Origin of the sequence: Paraburkholderia sp. BCC1885 (assembly GCF_900996235.1) — a bacterium.
Lineage (GTDB): Bacteria > Pseudomonadota > Gammaproteobacteria > Burkholderiales > Burkholderiaceae > Paraburkholderia.
The window spans coordinates 26,737-44,831 of sequence record NZ_CAAJGM010000099.1 but is presented as its reverse complement, the minus strand read 5'-3'; the positions used below and the strand labels follow the sequence as shown (position 1 = coordinate 44,831).

Below are 18,095 nucleotides of genomic sequence, written 5' to 3'. Positions count from 1 at the left end.
TTTCTGACCGGTTGCGTAGAGCGATTGACAAAAACGTCCGGTTCTGCCAGACTTGAATCTACGGTGATACAGGCGGCATAACCGTCTGATACATAACAGTTTTCTTTCGGGGCGCAGGCGCATGGCAAAAGGGGACGATTTTGCATTCACGATCGGGCATCCGGAGGTTTCTGTGCGTCGTGCTGCATCCGGCGCTGACACCGGCGCTAGCTGCTGGTCATGCCGGATTGGTGTCAGGCATGTGAGGGCGACATGTCGGCGGCCCGATGTCTCTGTTGGCACAGTGGGGAATATCCGCATCCCTGGAACGGGAATGCGGATATGAATGACCACCTCTACCCGTCACCTCAATTGACGGAACTGCTCTCGCGGCTTGGCGTCCGGTCGTCGTCACAGTCAGCACCGGCCGATGCGCTTTGCATTGTCGCTTCCATCTGCAACCTGACTCAGATCGAACACGTTCACGGCGCGACGGTCGCAGCTACGCTGCGGCAGATCGTGCACGAGCGGGCTCGTCAGATCTGCGCATCCGAGCCGGGCATCGTGTCGATGAGTGGCGAACACATCCTTTTCGTCTTTGATATCCAATCGTGGCCCGAATTGTGGGATGGGCTGCGCGCGCCCAGAGTCACTGTCCTTCTTGAGCGGATCCTGTCTTCGCTCGGGGAGAGGCCGATTGAGACACCGGATGGACCCATACTCGCGGTCATTTCCGCAGCGGTCGCTCCGTGGACCGAAGAGCCATTCGACATCGCCGCAGTCGGGTCAAAGGCGATGGCCCACCAGCCAGGAAGTCTCGAGTGGCGAGACGGGTACGTTGCGGACATGAATGTTGCCGCAGCCCTGTTCAATGCTCTGGACGAGGATCGACTGGGTTTCGAATGGGAACCTGTCCGTGACGCGGGCAGCACGGGGCTCACCCGGTACTACGAAGCATTGCTTTGCGAGGCCGACGGCGGAGTTGTCACACGCGTGGGTAGTCTGGTGCCCGCGCTTGAAAGAGTGGGACTCGTGCGCAGGCTTGATCAGTGGGTCGTCGAGTCAGTCATCGATACCTTGCGGCTTAACCGGAACGTGTGCCTCGGCTGCAATGTCTCTGCTCAAAGTGCAAGGCTTGATGCATGGTGGGCGTTCATAGCGACGGCGTTGAGCGAGGAGCCCGACATCGCGTCGAGACTGATTATAGAGATCACGGAGACGGCGCCATTCCACGATATTGCCGCAGCGCGCGATTTTGTTGAGTCGCTCCAGTCACTCGGTTGCCGCGTCGCACTGGATGACGTAGGTGCGGGCCACAGCAGCCTGAGAGCGCTCATTGATCTCGGTGTCGACATCGCCAAGATAGATCATGCGTATGTGCGGCAGACCAGCGAGGACGCAGTGGCGGCCGAGCGTCTGAGGCAACTGATTGGATTGGCGAAAACATGCGCTGCAGATGTGGTCGTTGAGGGCATCGAAAGCGATGAGGATGCGGAAATCTCACGAAAAAGCGGCGCGACATGGCTTCAGGGTTACCTGTTCTCGCGCGCTGGTACGGCTAGCGTGAAACCTTCAGTAGGGCGGATCCGGGATCAACGGTAGACCCAACCGGTTCACCGGGTTGAATGTCGGCAAAAACAATTTGGTTTCGACTACCGCCCTCGGGCCGGCAGACCCAGGCGTGAATCTCCGGGCGGACGCATGCGCGTCTGTGAGTCCGATGGCGCGGAGACCCACGGTAATCGGTTATGCGATCGATGAAAGGAAGAACTGAGATATGTCGACGTACCGGCAGTTACTTGCCAAGAAGGCAGAACTTGAGCTTCAGATCGAAGAGACGCGCAGAGCTGAGATCCGGGAAGTGATAGTGGACATCAAACGCAGGATGCGTGAGTACAACCTCAGCGTCGCGGATCTGGACGAACGAAGTGACCGACGTAAAGCGAAGCCACTGCGCCGGCTGGCTAAATACAGGGATCCCGTTTCGGGCGCAACGTGGTCGGGACGGGGGCGAAGGCCTAACTGGTTTAACGAGAAAGACTCTGATTCCCTGGTCATCCGGTGATGTTTCGCCGCCGAGTGCTGACCGGGACGCGAAGGGGGCATATCGCAAGAATGCGGTGACAGAAAAGAGTAGGGGGTCGGGGATGGATGTGTTTGAGCGTCCTTGCGAAACCGCGCTGAGCGAGGCGGGGACTGTTGCGCAAAGGGGAGGATCTGGGCGCCCTGTTGATGACAGGAATGCTGCGGGCTCCCGAGGCGCACACGGGACTGAGGCGAGGTGCCATTCCGATATGGGTTCGGCGCGGCTATGCGGTACCGGGGAGGCGGAGCCAGCCGTATTGCTCTCGCACGCAGTTGACCCGATGCGATCGATCGGGCGGGGGACTGTCACCAGAGCCATGTCCGTTGCTGCCTGCGCGGAAGTTGCGGTCGCAACCGGAGGGAAGCCACCGTCTGTTCCTCGAACTCGCCGCGGGACGATCGGATTGACCGCGAAGGAGCTTTTCGACCGGCTTTCCTGTGCGAGCGCGCTCGTGGCTCTGTGTCCCCTGCTACTGATGATAGCGCTGGCGGTTAAGGCCTCGTCGCGGGGCCCGGTGCTTTTCACCCAGCGGCGTCGCGGACGGTTGGGGTGCGTATTCATCATCTACAAATTCAGAACGATGCATGTCCACTCGCGAGACGACGGTGCGCTCATTCAGGCGACCCGTCACGACGCGCGAGTCACCGGGCTCGGCCGGTGGTTGCGTCGTACCAGTCTGGATGAACTGCCGCAACTGTTCAACGTGCTCAAGGGCGAGATGTCGGTTGTCGGCCCGCGCCCTCACGCGGTCGAACATGACGACTTCTACGAACCGCTCATTCCTGGGTACAGCGAGCGCCAAAGCGTCAAGCCTGGCATTACGGGATGGGCGCAGATCCATGGGCTCAGGGGAGAGACGGAGCATGTTGAAAAGATGGCAGCGAGGGTCGAGTTCGATCTTTATTACGTCAGGCACTGGTCAATCCTGCTCGATATGCAAATCATTGCGCGCACCGTTCTCGGTGGTCTGGCTGCCAGAAATGCGTACTAGGAATCTGCAGGCCGGAAGACAACCGCGCGCGGGCCACGGTGCGCTAACTGGAAATGCAGGAAAGGGGACGTTGTGAGTTTGATGAAATTCCGTGAGGGCCTGCTCAGCGGCAGCCGCTGTGAGGGTCCGTGGCCTGTGATCGTGCTCGGCGCCGCGTTGTGTGCGTTGCTCGCCGCCTGTGGTGAGGTACCGGGCATGCAAATGGATGACGTGCAGATGGCACGACGGGATCACGGCACCCAGGCGCTATCCTCACGCCCGGTTCCCGTGCTGACCGATATCACGTTAGCGACGATCAACCGCATGTCGAGCGAACTGCGTCAAGCCAATGACAAGGCCGCGGTAGAACTCTCGGGCGCGAATCTTCCCTATACGCTGGGGCCCGCGGACGTGCTGCAGATTACCGTCTGGGACCATCCTGAACTCGCGATCGCCCAGGGCTCGCAGAATCAGACGGCCGCACGGCCATCCGACCCGCCCGCCGGCTTTGTCGTGGACCAGGCCGGAGACATCCAGTTTCCATTTGCGGGGAGCGTGAGCGTCGAAGGTCTGACGCCTGCGCAAATACAGAAGAAGATTGTCGCCGCATTGACGGTGTACTTCCAGGATCCCCAGGTGACGGTGCGGGTCGCTTCATTCCGGTCACGGCAGGTCTACGTCGACGGCGAGGTGCATGCACCAGGAATACAGCTGCTTAACGATGTACCGATGACCTTGGCCGAGGCTATCGGGCGGGCAGGCGGTTTCACGGACAACGCAGATCAGGGGCGTGTGCTGCTCACCCGCAGCGGACAAACGTACGTGCTGGATGTCGCCGTGACGCGCGGCGGCCAGGGCTTTCCAGACCTGACATTGCGGCGGGGCGACATGGTGCGCGTCATGCCGAGGGAGGAGAGCGGCGTCTTCGTGATGGGAGAGGTGAATCGACCCGTGACGGCGGTACCGCGCGAGGACGGACGGCTCATGCTGGCTGACGCGCTATCCCAGGCGGGCAGCTTCAATCCCGGTACGTCCAGTCCCCAGCAGCTTTACGTGATCCGGGGCGTGCAGGAGTCAGGGATGCCGCAGGTCTTTCATCTCGATGCGCGTTCGCCTGTCGCCATGATGCTCGCGAGCCGGTTCCCGCTTGAACCCAATGACATCGTCTACGTCGATGCGAGCGATCTGGTGAGGTTTAACCGTGTCCTGAGCCTGCTCCTGCCGGCGATCGATGCGGGCCTCACAGCGGCCGTGGTGACGAAATGATTGGCTCGGTCCTTACCGTCTGCACAGGCAACCTGTGCCGCAGTCCGATGGCGATGGGGCTACTGGGACAGACGTTGCAGGGTGTGCGTGTCACTTCCGCCGGCGTGCACGCGCAGAACGGCACGCCCGTCGACCCTGTCGCGGCACATCTTCTTCGTGAATGTGGGATTGATCTGTCTGGTCATCGCGCCCGGTGTCTGGACCGCGCAATGCTCGAAGGTGTCGACCTGATCCTTGTGATGGAGCACGTGCATCAACGGCACATTGAGCGCGAATTTCCCACCCTGCGCGGGAAAGTGCATCGGCTGTGGCGTGCGGACGACGTCCCGGACCCCTACGGGAAGGGGCTGGTTGCGTATGAAGAGGTGATGGGGCTCATCGCCGCCAGTGTCGGCGAATGGGCAACGCGGATCAATGCACTTCGGGGGAAGTTGCGTTCGGCGGCGCCGGATGCACGGCCGTCAGGTGGCGCAAGAGAGATGTGACGGTCAATGAAAGATGATGTGAGAGCAATGGCAGGCGGCGCGGGTAGCGATGATCAGATCGATTTGCGCGCAATTGCTGACCTGATGATACAGAACACGAGATCAATCCTGGTCTCGATGCTTGTCATGCTTCTGGTCGGGGCGCTGTACCTGGTCGTGGCAAGCCCGGCTTACCGCGCGGACATCATGGTCCAGGTCGAGGACAGCACCGACGACGCAACGGCGGCGGTCGGAAACGTGATTGGGAGTCTTGCTAGCCTGTTTGACGTCAAGTCGACGGACGACGGGGAGATGCAGATACTGCAGTCGCGTCTGGTCACAGAGCGCGCCGTTGATAACCTCAGGCTGTACATTGAGGCGGGTCCGAAGCGGTTTCCACTCATCGGGAGGTGGATATCGGGCTGGAATCGCAGGCCCGCCGCACCGGGCCTGCTGGGGTGGGGTGGTTATGCGTGGGGCGACGAACGGATCGCGGTATCCAGGTTTGACGTGCCGCGCGAGTGGGAGGACGACAGGTTTTTCGTCACCGCGTTTGATGACAACCGCTTCCTTTTGTCTGGCCCGGACCTGACAGATAACGTGACCGGTCGCGTTGGCGAGCCACTGGTAGTGAAGACGAACGAGGGCCTGGTCACCCTGCAGCTCACGCAGATGCGAGGACGTGCCGGAGTAATGTTCGAACTGGTACGCCACTCGCGCCTGAAGGTCATCAGCGAATTGCAGAAGAAGCTCAAGATTGTCGAAGAGGGTAAAGACCAGTCCGGAGTTATCGGTGTGTCGTACAAGGATGCCGATCCGAACCGGGCTGCGGCGATCATGAACGAGATCGCGTCGAGCTACGTGCAGCAGAACGAGAACCGTCGGGTCGAGACGGCAAACCAGTCGCTTGCGTTTCTCGAGGCGCAGTTGCCGCAAACGCGGCGCGAGCTGGAGGCGTCCGAAGACAGGCTCACCGCATATCAGAATCGCCATAAGGTCATTGACCTCACTGAACAGGCAAAGGCAATTCTGGAGCAGTCCGTTCAGCAGCAGGGGGCACTACTGCAGTTGCAGCAAAAGCGCACGGAGTTGCTGGCTACCCTGTCAGTCCGACATCCGGCTGTCGTAGCGGCGGACCAGCAGATCGAAGAGGCAAGGAAGAGTCTGGCCGGCTTTGACCAGGCCCTGCAGCAGTTGCCCAATGACCAGCAGGGGCTCGTGCGGCTCACGCGCGATGTACGGGTCGATACGGGGCTTTATGTGGGGCTGCTCAACAGCATCCAGCAACTTAGGCTTGCGAGGGCGGGCAGGATCGGCAACGTGCGCCTCGTTGACCGGGCTGTGGTCCCAGAGGAACCGGTGTGGCCGCGCCCGCTCATCGTCATGGCGGTGGCGCTCGTTGCTGGGCCGCTGATTGGCGTGGGATACGTCTTTGTGCGTACCGCGTTGGCGGGGGGACTCCTGACCGACCCGGTTGATGTTGAGCGCGAAACACTGCTCGACGTGGTCGCGGCTATCCCGGAAAGCCGTTCACAGCGACAACTGACGCGTCTGCACGACCGGGGGCTCGGACGCTCGACGTTGCTTACGATCGAGATGCCTAACGATCCGAGCGTTGAAGCATTACGTAGCCTGCGCACGGCTGTCCAGCTCGCCCAGCCCGATCCCAAGGTCAACAACGTCATTCTGGTGACCGGGCCATCGCCGGGGACGGGCAAATCCTTTGTTGCCGCCAATCTGGCGATCCTGCTGGGGCTTGCCAATGAGCGGGTGCTGCTGGTTGATGCCGATCTGCGACGGGGCCAGTTGCGACGCGACTTTGGGATCGCCGGTCCGGGCCTGTCCGACGTGCTGCGGGGTGGGATGCGGCTCGAATCTGCGATTTCGACAGAAGTGAGCGCGAACGTTGATCTGCTTTGCTCAGGGGGCCTTCTTGATCAGGCAGACGATCTGCTGATGAAAGGGCACATCGGCGAGGTCCTTGAGCGTGCCGCCAGAGACTACGACATGGTGGTGGTCGACTCTCCGCCCGTGCTGCCGGTTGCCGATACGACGATCCTGGCGGCGTCTGCGGGCACCGTGCTGCTGGTTGCGAGAGCGGGCGTGACGACTGGTGGTCAGATTCTCGAATCGGCCAAACGTCTGCAACGTTCGGGCGCACTTGTTGGCCGTGTCGTACTGAATGGATTTACGCCGGGTTTGCGGTCCAACGCCTACGGAAACTACGGTGGATATTACCGCCGCGACAGTACTGCGGCGCATACGGTGGAAGTGAGCCGGACGGGAGGGATAGCCAATGAACATGCCTAGGAAGGTTATGGCGGTGTTCGGGACGCGTCCGGAGGCAATCAAGCTCGCGCCGGTAGTGATCCTGTTGCGGGCGAGTGGGATACTTGAATGCAGCGTATGCGTGACGGGACAGCATCGTTCGATGCTCGATCAGGTGCTGGATTATTTCGGTATCACGCCGGATTTTGATCTTGGTGTCATGCAGCCCGGCCAGACGCTGGGCGGTCTTACGGGCCGCATTCTGGACAGACTCGGAGATCTGCTTATGGTCGAGCGGCCGGATGCAGTCATGGTGCATGGCGATACCACGACGACACTGGCTGCATCGCTTGCCGCCTATTACGCGCGCATTCCGGTCGCCCACGTGGAAGCGGGGTTGCGTACAGGCGAGCTCTATTCGCCATGGCCGGAGGAAGGCAACCGGAAGCTGACGGCGGCACTTGCACGATGGCACTTTGCGCCAACGAGCGTCGCACGTCTTAACCTGATGCGCGAGGGGGTGGAAGACGATTGCATCATGGTGACCGGAAACACCGTCATCGATGCGTTGCTGATGGCCGTGCGGCGACTGTCCGACGACGATGCCCTTTCGGCACGGTTGCGCAGGCGCTTTGCTTATCTCGAATCCGGGCGGCGCCTCCTTCTTGTGACGGGCCATCGACGCGAGAACTTTGGACACGGGTTCGAATCGATCTGCGCGGCGCTCGGGCAGATTGCGCACGCGTATCCCGACGTCCAGATCCTGTATCCGGTGCATCTGAATCCCAATGTTCGCGAACCCGTCACCCGCCTGCTCGGAGATATTCCGAATATTTATCTGGAAGAGCCTGCGGGGTATCCAGAGTTCGTGTACCTGATGACGAGGGCCTATCTCGTTATGACCGACTCTGGCGGTGTTCAGGAAGAGGCACCGGCGCTCGGTAAGCCGGTCCTGGTCATGCGCGAGACGACTGAGCGGCCAGAGGCCGTCACTGCCGGGACGGTACGGCTCGTGGGTACGGATACACCGCGCATTGTGGACGAGGTGCGGCGGCTGCTCGATGACCCGGTGGCTTACCAGGCGATGAGCCGTGCGCATAGTCCATATGGAGACGGCCTGGCCAGCGACCGGATCGTATCGGAACTGGTGCGCGCGCTGCATGCGAGCCTTGTATCGACGAACGGCCCGGCAGTGGTCGCGTGATGGAGCGGAAAGGATAAGGATCAGAGTCATGGGATTTGACGTTATTTCCATCATCGGGCTGGGGTACATCGGGTTGCCGACAGCCGCCGCCTTCGCATCACGCCGCAGGCATGTCATCGGCGTCGACATTAACGCTGACACGGTGAGTACGATCAACCACGGCGAAATCCATATTGTCGAGCCGGAGCTCGACATGCTGGTTCACGCCGCAGTGACCGAGGGCTATCTTCGGGCGACGACCGTGATCGAGCCCGCTGACGCCTTCCTGATCGCAGTGCCAACGCCCGTAATGGAAGATCATCGACCGGACATGAGCTACATCGAGGCGGCGAGCCGCGCCGTGGCCGGTGTCCTGAAAGTGGGGGACCTGGTGATACTTGAATCGACCTCGCCCGTGGGCACAACGGAGAAGATGGCGGCCACGCTTGCGGGGCTGAGGCCGGACCTTACGTTTCCGCAGGACGCGGGCGAGGAGTCCGACATTCGCATCGCGCACTGCCCGGAACGGGTATTGCCGGGCCATGTGATCCGGGAGCTCGTCGAAAACGACCGGGTGATCGGCGGGATGACCCGTCGTTGCGCCGAAACTGCGACAGAGCTGTACCAGATCTTTGTACGCGGCGAGTGTGTGCAGACAGACGTACGCACCGCGGAAATGTGCAAGCTCACGGAGAACTCTTTCCGGGATGTAAATATCGCGTTTGCGAACGAACTATCGATCATCTCGGACAGGCTCGATATCAATGTCTGGGAGCTGATACGGCTGGCAAACCGGCATCCGCGTGTAGATATCCTCCAGCCGGGCCCGGGCGTCGGCGGCCATTGCATCGCTGTGGATCCGTGGTTTGTCGTTCACTCTGCGCCTGAAGAAGCACGGCTAATAAGAATGGCGCGACTCGTGAACGACGACAAGCCGAATTACATCATCGAGCGTATCCGCCGGATGGCAGGCCGCTTCAGGGAGCCGGTGATCGCATGTTTCGGACTGACTTTCAAGGCGGATATCGACGATCTGCGGGAAAGTCCTGCCATGACAATCGTGGAGACCCTCGCCAAGGGTGGTTATGGGCGCGTGCTGGCGGTGGAGCCGAACATCGACGAGGTACCCGAGAGCCTCGCGGGCGAGGTCGAGCTGTGCGATGCGACGTCGGCGCTCAATCAGGCCGATATCGTCGCCCTGCTCGTGGACCACCGGGAATTCAGGCGCATTGACCTCCTCAGGCTGCACGAGAAGGTGATCGTGGATACGCGCGGAATCTTTCAGGTGACGCGTTGAACAGACCACTTCCGGCGACGGCAGGCGCTCATCGAACGGGGCTACGGACCATGGTGCTGCATGCAGGCCGACTCGTGGGCGGCAACCTTGTTTATCGGATCGCGTCGGCGTTGCTGACCATTGTGATCGCGAAGCTCGTTACCGCTCAGCAGTACGGCGCGTTTTCGTACGCCCTGGCGGTCGTATCCTTTGCGGGGTATTTCTGTGAACTCGGGCTGCAGAACACCTACCTCAGGGAGGTATCGGGGCGCACGGCCGGCTGGCGCGAATGCACGGTGACGGCGCTTTATATCCGGTGCCTGCTTTTGGTGGTGGTGATCACGACAGGACTCCTGTGGCTAAGATTCGCCGTGGCCGGGAGCGTGTCGCGCGAATGCATCGAATTGATGCTTGTTCCCGCGGTCGCCGGGACGATGCTGACGGTCTGGACGACAGGCGCGATGTTGTCGCGTTCTGACACCAAGGCGGTTTTCGGCACACGCACGCGCGCGGCGCTGGCACAGGTTGCCTGCGTGTCAGCCGGCCTGCTCGTGCCGGTTTCCGCGGCGCAGCGCCCAGGTGCGGTGGCGCTTTCCTACGGCTGTGGCCTGCTGTGTGGCGGCTTTTTCGGCATCCGCTCACTACAGCTTCGTTCACTGCGCGTCAGTGTGCGGCGTGCAAGGTACTTCACCGTTCGCCTGACTGCAGGACTTCACGCCTATCTGCTGTCAGGCTTTCTTTACATTCTGGCACCGAACCTCGGTGTGCTCGTTCTCGGAAAGACTTCGAGCCTCGCGGTGGTCGGTACGTTTGCACTCGCTTCGCGTGTTCCGCAGTTCCTCTACACCATTCCCGGCGCGGTCGGACAGGCTTTCTATCCGGCGTTGTTCGAGGCATATCGTGACCAGCATCTGACAACGTGGGCGGACCTGCTGTTCAGGGAAGCGATCTTCCTGCTCGCAACCGGCCTTGTGCTGTCGACGACCGTGGTCATCACGGCACCGCTCGTCGTACGGATTATCGGTCACGCACACGATCCCGCCTATCAATCCGGGTTGCGCGCAGCGGTGCTCGTCGGCGCGCTCGTGATCCTGATGCAGAGTCTGTCCACACCGCTCGGGCATGCGCTCGAGACGGCCGGTTTGCCGCACCTGAGAACTGTGGGACAGATTGTTTCACAGGGTACAGGTGTGATGCTCTTCGCTCTGCTCGGATCACGTTTCGGCGCCCCGGGTGCGATGGTTGCCGCCGCGACTTCCGAGACGATCGTCTACCTGTCGTGGTTACTGTTGCTGATCCGGTACGTGAAGCCGGCGAGGGTTACGCGCCTGCTCGGTCCGTCGTTCGGGGTGCTCGGATGCGTATCGCTGGCGGGGGCAGGGGTATGGTTGCTGGGATGCACGCAGATATGAAGATCCTGATTGCGTGCCAGCACTTCGCTCCCGAAACCGGTGCGCAGGCGTTGCAGGCCACGAAGGTGGCTGACGCGCTTCACGAAGCAGGTTGCCAGGTGCAGGTGCTTTGCGGGACACAACTTTTGCCTGTGGGATATCGCCGATATCCGGTCATGCACGTGCCCGCGCCGGTCCGGGCGAAGCCGGAAAGCCTGCTGCAACGGATGCGCTGGCGCGCCGGTCATGAGATTGAGTCGGTCCACCGGCGCGCAGCCTGGGTGCGGGAGATGGCCGGGAGGGTGGTGCGACTGGACAGCACATTCAACGCCGATGTTGTGATGACGCAGTCGACGCCGTTTCGTTCACACCTGATCGGCCTGGCACTTCCCAGGTCACTGCGGCAGCGATGGGTCGCGTATTTCAGCGATCTCTGGCCGCTGTCGCTGACACCGTATCCATACCGCACACGGCTCTCAATGGCGCTCAAGCCACTCCAGATGCACGCGTTGCACAGCGTGCTCTCGGCGGCCCGGGGTGTGCTGGTGAGTAGTGGGACGACCGCAGACAGGCTGGTTGACGAATGGCCCGCACATATGCGGCCCGAGTGCTGCGTTGTGCCGCATATCGGTACGCCGGCGCCTGTGGGTCCGCCCGACCCTGCCTTGCTGGAGCGCTATGGCTCTCGCATTGTGCATGTGGGGAAGCTGACGCGCGAGCGCGTCTTTCCTCAACTGATCGACGCTATCCGGCTCTACGGCGCAGAAGGTCGGGGCGACGGTGCCATCTCCGGATTCAGCTTCATTGGCGATGTCGATCCTTCTTTCCGTCTTGCCTGCGTGGACCTGGAGCAGCGGGGGCTTGTCGATTTCACTGACGAGGTGGGGCCGGACGTGGCGCAGGAAATCAGCCGCGCAGCGCGCGGCCTTGCGGTGATCGAGGCCCGCATGGAGGAGAGTCCATTTCTTCCTAGCAAGTTTGCTGACTACGCCACGCTGCGCAAGCCGATCCTGGCCGTCTCGCCGGCGGGACCTGTACGCGATTATCTGGCGCTCAATGGTGGCGGGGTAGCGGTATCGCACGACGCGAAGGAGATCGCTGACGCGATCAGACTCTTCGGCCGCAGCCCTCTTCTGGATGCCGGGAGCGAAACGCTGGCGACGCACTTCAGTGCGCAGTACGTAGCCGGTCGTTACGTGGAAGCGTTCAGGAGACTGATATGAGAATACTGCTCGTGACGAACATGTTTGCCGGGGCGAACCCGCTGCAGCCCGCCCAGGGTGTCTTCGTATCGGAGCAGGTCGATGCGCTGCGCCGTGTTGCCGATACGGAGATCGACGTTGTGGTCGTAAAGGGTTTCGCAAGCCGTCTTTATTACGCGATGTCTCTGCTGACTATCCTTTTCCGCCTGTGTAGCAAGCGGTATGACATCGTTCACTATCACTTCGGGTTGACAGCCTGGTCGGCGCCTCTTGTCCGGTTCCTGGCGAGAAAAAGAATCGTCATTACGCTGCACGGATCGGACGTGTTCGGCCCCCCGATGTTGCGACGGGTGACGAGGATGGCAATCCGCTTTGCTCACGTGTGCATTGCCGTGAGTGAGGAAATCCGGCGCGATGTGACACCACTCGCACGACACTGCGTGACGATCCCGTGCGCAGTCAACGATGCCCTGTTTTGTCCACCCACCGTACGGGTAATAGAGACCGCAAAGATCGTCGTCTTTCCGTCATCCACGCGCCGACCGGAAAAGGACCATGCATTGTTCACCGACGCCATCGAACGCGTGCGTCGCATCGTGCCCTATCCGGTCGCCGAACGTTGCATTGATGGACTGGATCGCGAGGGGGTGCGAGATCTGTTGCAACAGGCGGATGCGCTGGTGATGACATCGCGGCGGGAAGGCTCGCCCCAGTCGATCAAGGAAGCGATGGCGTGCGGGCTGCCGATCGTATCGGTGAACGTGGGCGATGTGGCCCAAGTGCTCAATGGCGTCGAAGGATGTCACGTGGTCCGCGGACGGAATCCGGCCGACATCGCCGGCGCCCTTGGCGAAGTGCTCGCCAGCGGTCAGCGCACGAACGGTCCGGCGCGCCTGGCGGAGCTCGGTTACCTGTCGACGCAGATCGCCGCACGCGTGAGTACCGTGTACCGCCGGGTGGCGCGAGCCGAACCGCCAGAAGCCGCCATGCCAACACCTGGAAAAGACTGACGGGGGGCGCCATGAGGAAAATCGTTCTGTGCCTGGTGCTGTGGTCCCGCGCGATACTCGCGCTCGCGCGCTGTGATTCCTCGACGCCGCACGACTATGAGCTGGTGATGCGCACTGACTGGCAAGACGGCATTCCCGCGTGGGCCGGTGTTCAGGCGCCCACGACGGCGCAGATCTCAGTGAAACAGTCGGCTGTCGCCGGTGGCGCAGTACTTCACGTTGAAGTGAACCGCTCGGACGATTTCGCCGCGGTGGCGAACGGGTCGCCGCGCGCGGAGTTGTCGCTCGGCAGGACCCTTCTCGCGAACGGGACGGACTATCTGCTGATGTGGTCCACATTGCTGCCGGCTGATTTTATGATCGACCGGAAGCAGCCAGAGATCGTCACCCAGATCCACCAGGGCCCGGCATCAGGACCGCCTCCGTTTGCGCTGCTTGTCTACGGGGACCACTATGAGCTGAATGTGCGCACGGATCAGAAAACATCGTTGCGCGTGATCCGGTTCGGTTTGATCGCTGATGATCTTGGCAGGCAGACCTGCTGGCAGTTGCACTACATTCCGGGCGCGGCGGGGCAACACAGCGTCACGGAGCTATACCGGAACGGGCAACCTGTCCTGAGGGAACACGACCTGGGAAACGCCTACGCCGACGACACGGCGGCCTATCTGAAGGTCGGTATCTATAAATGGCTATGGCTGACCTCGCCCAGCGATGTGAGTCACCGCGAAATGGATTTCGGGGATGTGTTTTTATATCAGCGGCGTGGCGGGCTGCTGGCGCTCGGTGCGGGGACGTCGCGATGAGAGCGAAGGGCTACTACCTGACGCTCGTGGCGATGTCGTTCAAGTTTTTGATGGACTTCTTTATTCCCGCCCGTGAGATCACCTTCATTGCATTCAACGGCATGCTCCTGATGCTGGTGATCGTCCTGCGGCCGTCGCTGCACGTGAGCGTTCGTGCGTTGGGCTGGACCCTCGTGACACTGGCCTTTCTCATTCTCGAGCTGTGCAGGCAGCCGGAGAATCCGATCAGCTACAAGCTTCTGACGCTTCCCGTCCTGGCGGTTCTCTTCTACAGTGCGGGCCGAACAATGAGCAGCGACTTGATGGCGCGGCTGTTCAGACTGCTGCTTGGATTCTTCCTGTGCTGTTTCGTGGGGAATTATCTCGTTTCCGCGGCGCTGGGACATATCGAGTCGCGGGAGTTCTGGAACTTCGAATACGCGAATCTGCTCGGCAGTTACGTCCTGATCATGCTGCTACCCGTGAACTATGTACTGTCGCAACGCCGTCGTGTGCCGTTTGCGTCGGGCATCAGGATGCTTTTCGTAGTAGTAGCGTATCTCACGACATCGACGGGGGCGATGGTACTGGCGCTCGCCATCTGCTTCCGGTGGCGCAGGATGTCGCCTGGCAGGCTTATCCTGCTCGGGCTCTCGGTGTGCGCCGTGGCGGGTGCCGGGCTCGCAGCACTTTACGCGTTCAGCCGCCCGGACTACGACAAGATCGTCGCGCCCTTCGTACTGATATTCGGCGGTCGCTGGACACAGCTTGTCCGCTCGGCGCAGAGTGCGGGCGGTATCACGGAGTTTGCAGGTGACCAGCAGGGATCATTCACCTGGCGCATCTACGCGGACCTGGTGTACGGCTTCTATATCGCTCATCAGGAGGCTTGGGACACCCTTTTTGGCAACGGCATCGGTGGCTTTATGGATGTATGGAACGGTGCGATGCCGCATAACGACTTCGTTCTCCTGCTGATTGATTTTGGGGTCGTTTTTCTTGTGCTTGTGATCTTTCATCTGCTTCGTCTGATCCAGTACGTTCGGCGTTACCTCCCTGGATGGCTCTTTGTCGTTATGGCGCTGGTGATACGTTTCGCGTTCGAGAACAACATCTACTCGTACTACGTGATCAGCAATGCCGTGATTTTTGCGAGCCTGGTCATTGGAGCATCGAAGCGCGACGCGCTTCATATCCCGAGACGCAACGGTGCGCGACTGCCAGCACACCTGGCGCGGAGCGGAGGATGAAGCGTATCGAGCTATTTGGCTGCCCCATCGATACCGGCTCGATGCAGGCGAGCATTGATTTCGCGATGGAGCGTCTCGACGCCGGCCTTTTCACGCAGCATGTCGCGATCAATGTGGCCAAGCTGGTGAACCTTCAGACAGACGCGACGCTCGCGGCCTCGGTGCATGCGTGCGAGATGATTGGTGTAGACGGCATGGGTATTGTCTGGGCGGCCAGGTTGCTGGGCCTGGGTATGCCTGAACGGGTGGCGGGCATTGATTTTTTCTGGCGGCTGCTCGGTGAAGCTGCACAGCGCGGCCTACCGGTGTTTCTGCTGGGTGCACGAGCCGACGTTGTCGAGGAAGTGGCAGGGCGTTGCGCGCTGGAGCACCCTGGACTACAGATAGCAGGCTATCACCATGGCTACTTTGCCGATGATGAACCAGCCGTCGTTGAAAGGATCCGGCTGTCCCGCGCCCGGCTGCTGTTCGTGGCGATGCCGTCACCGCGCAAGGAGACGTTCATCGCCCGTTGGCGCGCGGAGCTGGGTGTGGATTTCGTGATGGGTGTGGGGGGGACCTTCGATGTGGTGGCACGAAGGGTGAAACGTGCGCCGCTATGGATGCAGCGCATGGGACTGGAATGGACGTACCGCTTGCTACAGGAGCCGCGGCGCATGTGGAAGCGGTACCTGGTCACGAACACGAGGTTTGCGATCATGGTAGCGGCTAGTGCTCTTGGCAAATACTTGGCTAGGTGGGTACCCCAAGCCAATAGCCGCCAATAGTCCATCACGCGAACAACACAAACATATCCGATCGTTGATGGGCGGCGGCTACATTACGAGCTTCGGACAGGGCGGTTCATTCGACCGATTGCGTGCGTGGCGTTGACCCGAGCGATGATCACGGTGAAGCCTTCCGGTTCGTCCTCAACAGGGGACAGGCTCTCAACGATGGCTTCCATCCGCAAGGGACATCCGGCAATCCGCCCGGGCCGGGTATGTGCCGATGCGATTCGGGTGAAACCGGCAACGCTCCATTTGTCGGCTTCAAACCGGAATTGCGCAGCTTTATGCTCTGGAACGCCGCTGGCGCCGGTTAGCCCAGAAAGTTTCTCGACCTCGCGCCACAGGGGGGCATCCGGAAAATTGATGGACAGCTCCGGATGGCGTTGCAGGTCACGGTCCGTGATGCTGTGCCCATACCGAGCACGATGCGCTCGCGTAATGACCACGACGACGACATGGGGGCGAGGTTCTCCGAGCCATCGGCGTTCAGCGTCACAATCAGGGCGACCGGGGTGCCGTAGTACATGCTGCGCGGCGTGATCTCGATGATTTTCACGATGAGAATTGGCCATCGTTCATACGTCATTCCCGGTTTCGACCAGGACCGGGCAGGGCGCCTGGTCGATCACGGTTCCCGCTGTCGAAGGGTCGGCCCAACGCTGTAACCGCGACAGATGGCGGTGGCCCATGACGATCACATCCGCGTCGATCCGCTTCGCTTCGGTGATGATGGTGTCACCCGGTTGCCCCGCACAGACCCGACCTTCTGCGGCCCATCCCTGGCTTTGCAATCGCTGGACCGCAGCTTCGACAATATGCCCGGCACGCGTGGTCTGGTCGATGGCGGGCGGATAAGTCAGCCCATCCGGCTCGACGCCATCCACGTCGGCAGGCGAGAGCGCGTAGGCGGGGTCAACGACGCACAGGACATGTAGTCGCGATTGGTTCGCCGCCGCAGCACGGACGGCAAGATCGATTACGCGGTCACTCTGTGGTGTGCCGTCGAGAGGCACAAGCAAGGTATGGAACATGATGCGCGCAGGGGCTTGACGATGGCGCCATGTTGCACTGCTCTGACGCAATCGGAAATGCCGCGCCATGCACGGCTATGCTGCACGGGACGCATGGCTCAGTGCAAATATCGTTAGCAAAGGAGACCTATAATTGTCTCCTATGCACTCTCCCGACCTCAATCTCCTATTCGCCCTGGACGTCCTGCTGGAGGAAGGGTCGGTCGTCGGGGCGGCGCGACGGATGAACCTGAGTGCCCCGGCAATGAGCCGCACGCTCGCGCGCATTCGGGAGGCGGTCGGCGACCCGATTCTCGTGAAGGTCGGGCGCAGGATGGTACCGACGCCGCGCGCCCTGGCGCTGCGCGAGCAGGTTCACAGTTCAGTGGAAGGCGCACGCCAGCTCCTGCAACCCGAGCGGGAGGTGGACCTTTCCACCCTGAAGCGAAACTTCAGCCTGCATGCCAACGACGTGTTCATCAGCGCCTTCGGCCAGGTGCTGCTGGGCCGCGTTCGCCGCGAGGCACCCCATGTGCTGCTGCGCTTTTCGCCCGAGAGCGAGTCGGAAGATACGGTGCTCCGCGACGGCAAGGTCGATCTGTACATCAGCGCAATGCGCCCGATGGGTGCGGATGTTCACGTGCAGACCCTGTTCACGACCAAGTTCGTCGGACTGGCGCGCGACGATCACCCCATCTTTCAAGCCGAAATCACTCCGGAGCGCTTCGCCCGCTACGACCAGATCAGTGTGTCGCGCCGTGGGCGCGCGACTGGCCCCATCGACACGGCCCTGCAGGCGCTCGGTCTGTCACGCGAGGTCTCGCTGGTGGTCCCCACCTTTCATTCCGGGGTCTTCATGCTGGGGACGTCCGACCTGATCCTGGCGTTGCCCGAGCACGTGGCCTGGGCCGTCCAGCGCATGGGGATTCGCGCGCGCGCCTTCACCTTGCCGCTTCCGCTCGAGACGGTTGTCATCGTTCAGGGCTGGCACCCTCGCTTCCAGAGCGATGGGGCGCACCAGTGGTTGCGGCGCATTATCCGGGAGGTCTGCACGGTGGGTGTGCCTACCGTGTAGACCCGAGTCTAGCCCAATCCTGTCGTGCGTTTGACGCATGACAGCAGTGCAAACATTTCAATTTTCGGATTGATTTGCCGTCCCTACACTTCCGTCATTCATGCTGAAAA

General features: G+C 61.3%; 16 protein-coding genes and 1 pseudogene. 15 read left to right on the top strand and 2 right to left on the bottom strand.

The window, feature by feature from the left end; translation table 11 throughout:
* Window positions 1–321: 321 nt before the first annotated feature.
* The 14 genes and pseudogenes from FQ755_RS07890 (at window position 322) to FQ755_RS07825 (ending at window position 15,897) form a co-directional block, all read left to right on the top strand.
* On the top strand, window positions 322–1,581 hold the full coding sequence (locus tag FQ755_RS07890; protein WP_186308447.1) for an EAL domain-containing protein: 1,260 nt from the start codon (window positions 322–324) through the stop codon (window positions 1,579–1,581).
* A gap of 175 nt (window positions 1,582–1,756) precedes the next feature.
* Window positions 1,757–2,044, top strand: a complete 288-nt coding sequence (locus tag FQ755_RS07885) for an H-NS histone family protein (protein ID WP_144152830.1) — start codon at window positions 1,757–1,759, stop codon at window positions 2,042–2,044.
* A gap of 424 nt (window positions 2,045–2,468) precedes the next feature.
* A pseudogene (locus FQ755_RS07880) lies at window positions 2,469–3,056 on the top strand (exopolysaccharide biosynthesis polyprenyl glycosylphosphotransferase); the annotation flags it as partial.
* A 135-nt stretch (window positions 3,057–3,191) separates the two neighbouring features.
* Window positions 3,192–4,301 (top strand): polysaccharide biosynthesis/export family protein, encoded by a 1,110-nt coding sequence (locus tag FQ755_RS07875; protein ID WP_260858408.1) that lies wholly within the window; start codon window positions 3,192–3,194, stop codon window positions 4,299–4,301.
* Window positions 4,298–4,786, top strand: a complete 489-nt coding sequence (locus tag FQ755_RS07870; protein WP_144152826.1) for a low molecular weight protein-tyrosine-phosphatase — start codon at window positions 4,298–4,300, stop codon at window positions 4,784–4,786. The genes FQ755_RS07875 and FQ755_RS07870 overlap by 4 nt, the downstream gene beginning before the upstream one ends.
* Before the next feature lie 6 nt (window positions 4,787–4,792).
* A complete protein-coding gene (locus tag FQ755_RS07865) occupies window positions 4,793–7,075 on the top strand; it encodes a GNVR domain-containing protein (protein ID WP_260858406.1) in 2,283 nt (760 codons plus the stop codon).
* A complete protein-coding gene (wecB, locus tag FQ755_RS07860; protein WP_222105725.1) occupies window positions 7,068–8,237 on the top strand; it encodes a non-hydrolyzing UDP-N-acetylglucosamine 2-epimerase in 1,170 nt (389 codons plus the stop codon). The genes FQ755_RS07865 and wecB overlap by 8 nt, the downstream gene beginning before the upstream one ends.
* 28 nt (window positions 8,238–8,265) lie before the next feature.
* Complete coding sequence (gene wecC / locus FQ755_RS07855; protein WP_144152821.1) at window positions 8,266–9,513, top strand: UDP-N-acetyl-D-mannosamine dehydrogenase; 1,248 nt, start codon at window positions 8,266–8,268, stop codon at window positions 9,511–9,513.
* Between the two features lie 50 nt (window positions 9,514–9,563).
* A complete protein-coding gene (locus FQ755_RS07850; RefSeq protein WP_144152819.1) occupies window positions 9,564–10,904 on the top strand; it encodes a lipopolysaccharide biosynthesis protein in 1,341 nt (446 codons plus the stop codon).
* Window positions 10,901–12,106 (top strand): glycosyltransferase family 4 protein, encoded by a 1,206-nt coding sequence (locus tag FQ755_RS07845; protein ID WP_144152817.1) that lies wholly within the window; start codon window positions 10,901–10,903, stop codon window positions 12,104–12,106. The genes FQ755_RS07850 and FQ755_RS07845 overlap by 4 nt, the downstream gene beginning before the upstream one ends.
* Complete coding sequence (locus FQ755_RS07840; RefSeq protein ID WP_144152815.1) at window positions 12,103–13,095, top strand: glycosyltransferase family 4 protein; 993 nt, start codon at window positions 12,103–12,105, stop codon at window positions 13,093–13,095. The genes FQ755_RS07845 and FQ755_RS07840 overlap by 4 nt, the downstream gene beginning before the upstream one ends.
* 11 nt (window positions 13,096–13,106) lie before the next feature.
* Window positions 13,107–13,901: a heparin lyase I family protein gene (locus FQ755_RS07835; RefSeq protein WP_186308445.1), complete on the top strand. Its 795-nt coding sequence runs from the start codon at window positions 13,107–13,109 to the stop codon at window positions 13,899–13,901.
* Complete coding sequence (locus FQ755_RS07830; protein WP_144152811.1) at window positions 13,898–15,130, top strand: hypothetical protein; 1,233 nt, start codon at window positions 13,898–13,900, stop codon at window positions 15,128–15,130. Before FQ755_RS07835 ends, FQ755_RS07830 begins: the two co-directional genes overlap by 4 nt.
* Window positions 15,127–15,897: a WecB/TagA/CpsF family glycosyltransferase gene (locus tag FQ755_RS07825; RefSeq protein ID WP_144152809.1), complete on the top strand. Its 771-nt coding sequence runs from the start codon at window positions 15,127–15,129 to the stop codon at window positions 15,895–15,897. The genes FQ755_RS07830 and FQ755_RS07825 overlap by 4 nt, the downstream gene beginning before the upstream one ends.
* A 53-nt stretch (window positions 15,898–15,950) precedes the next feature.
* Here FQ755_RS07825 and FQ755_RS07820 read toward each other — a convergent pair whose 3' ends face one another.
* Window positions 15,951–16,472 (bottom strand): hypothetical protein, encoded by a 522-nt coding sequence (locus FQ755_RS07820; protein ID WP_144152807.1) that lies wholly within the window; start codon window positions 16,470–16,472, stop codon window positions 15,951–15,953.
* 3 nt (window positions 16,473–16,475) lie between these two features.
* A complete protein-coding gene (locus tag FQ755_RS07815) occupies window positions 16,476–16,931 on the bottom strand; it encodes a universal stress protein (RefSeq protein WP_144152805.1) in 456 nt (151 codons plus the stop codon).
* Window positions 16,932–17,073: 142 nt separating this feature from the next.
* On the opposite strand from FQ755_RS07815, the gene FQ755_RS07810 reads away from it, so the two are divergent.
* Window positions 17,074–17,985 carry a LysR family transcriptional regulator gene (locus FQ755_RS07810; protein WP_144152803.1) on the top strand — a complete coding sequence of 304 codons (912 nt, stop codon included), beginning with the start codon at window positions 17,074–17,076 and terminating at the stop codon, window positions 17,983–17,985.
* Window positions 17,986–18,095 lie beyond the last annotated feature (110 nt).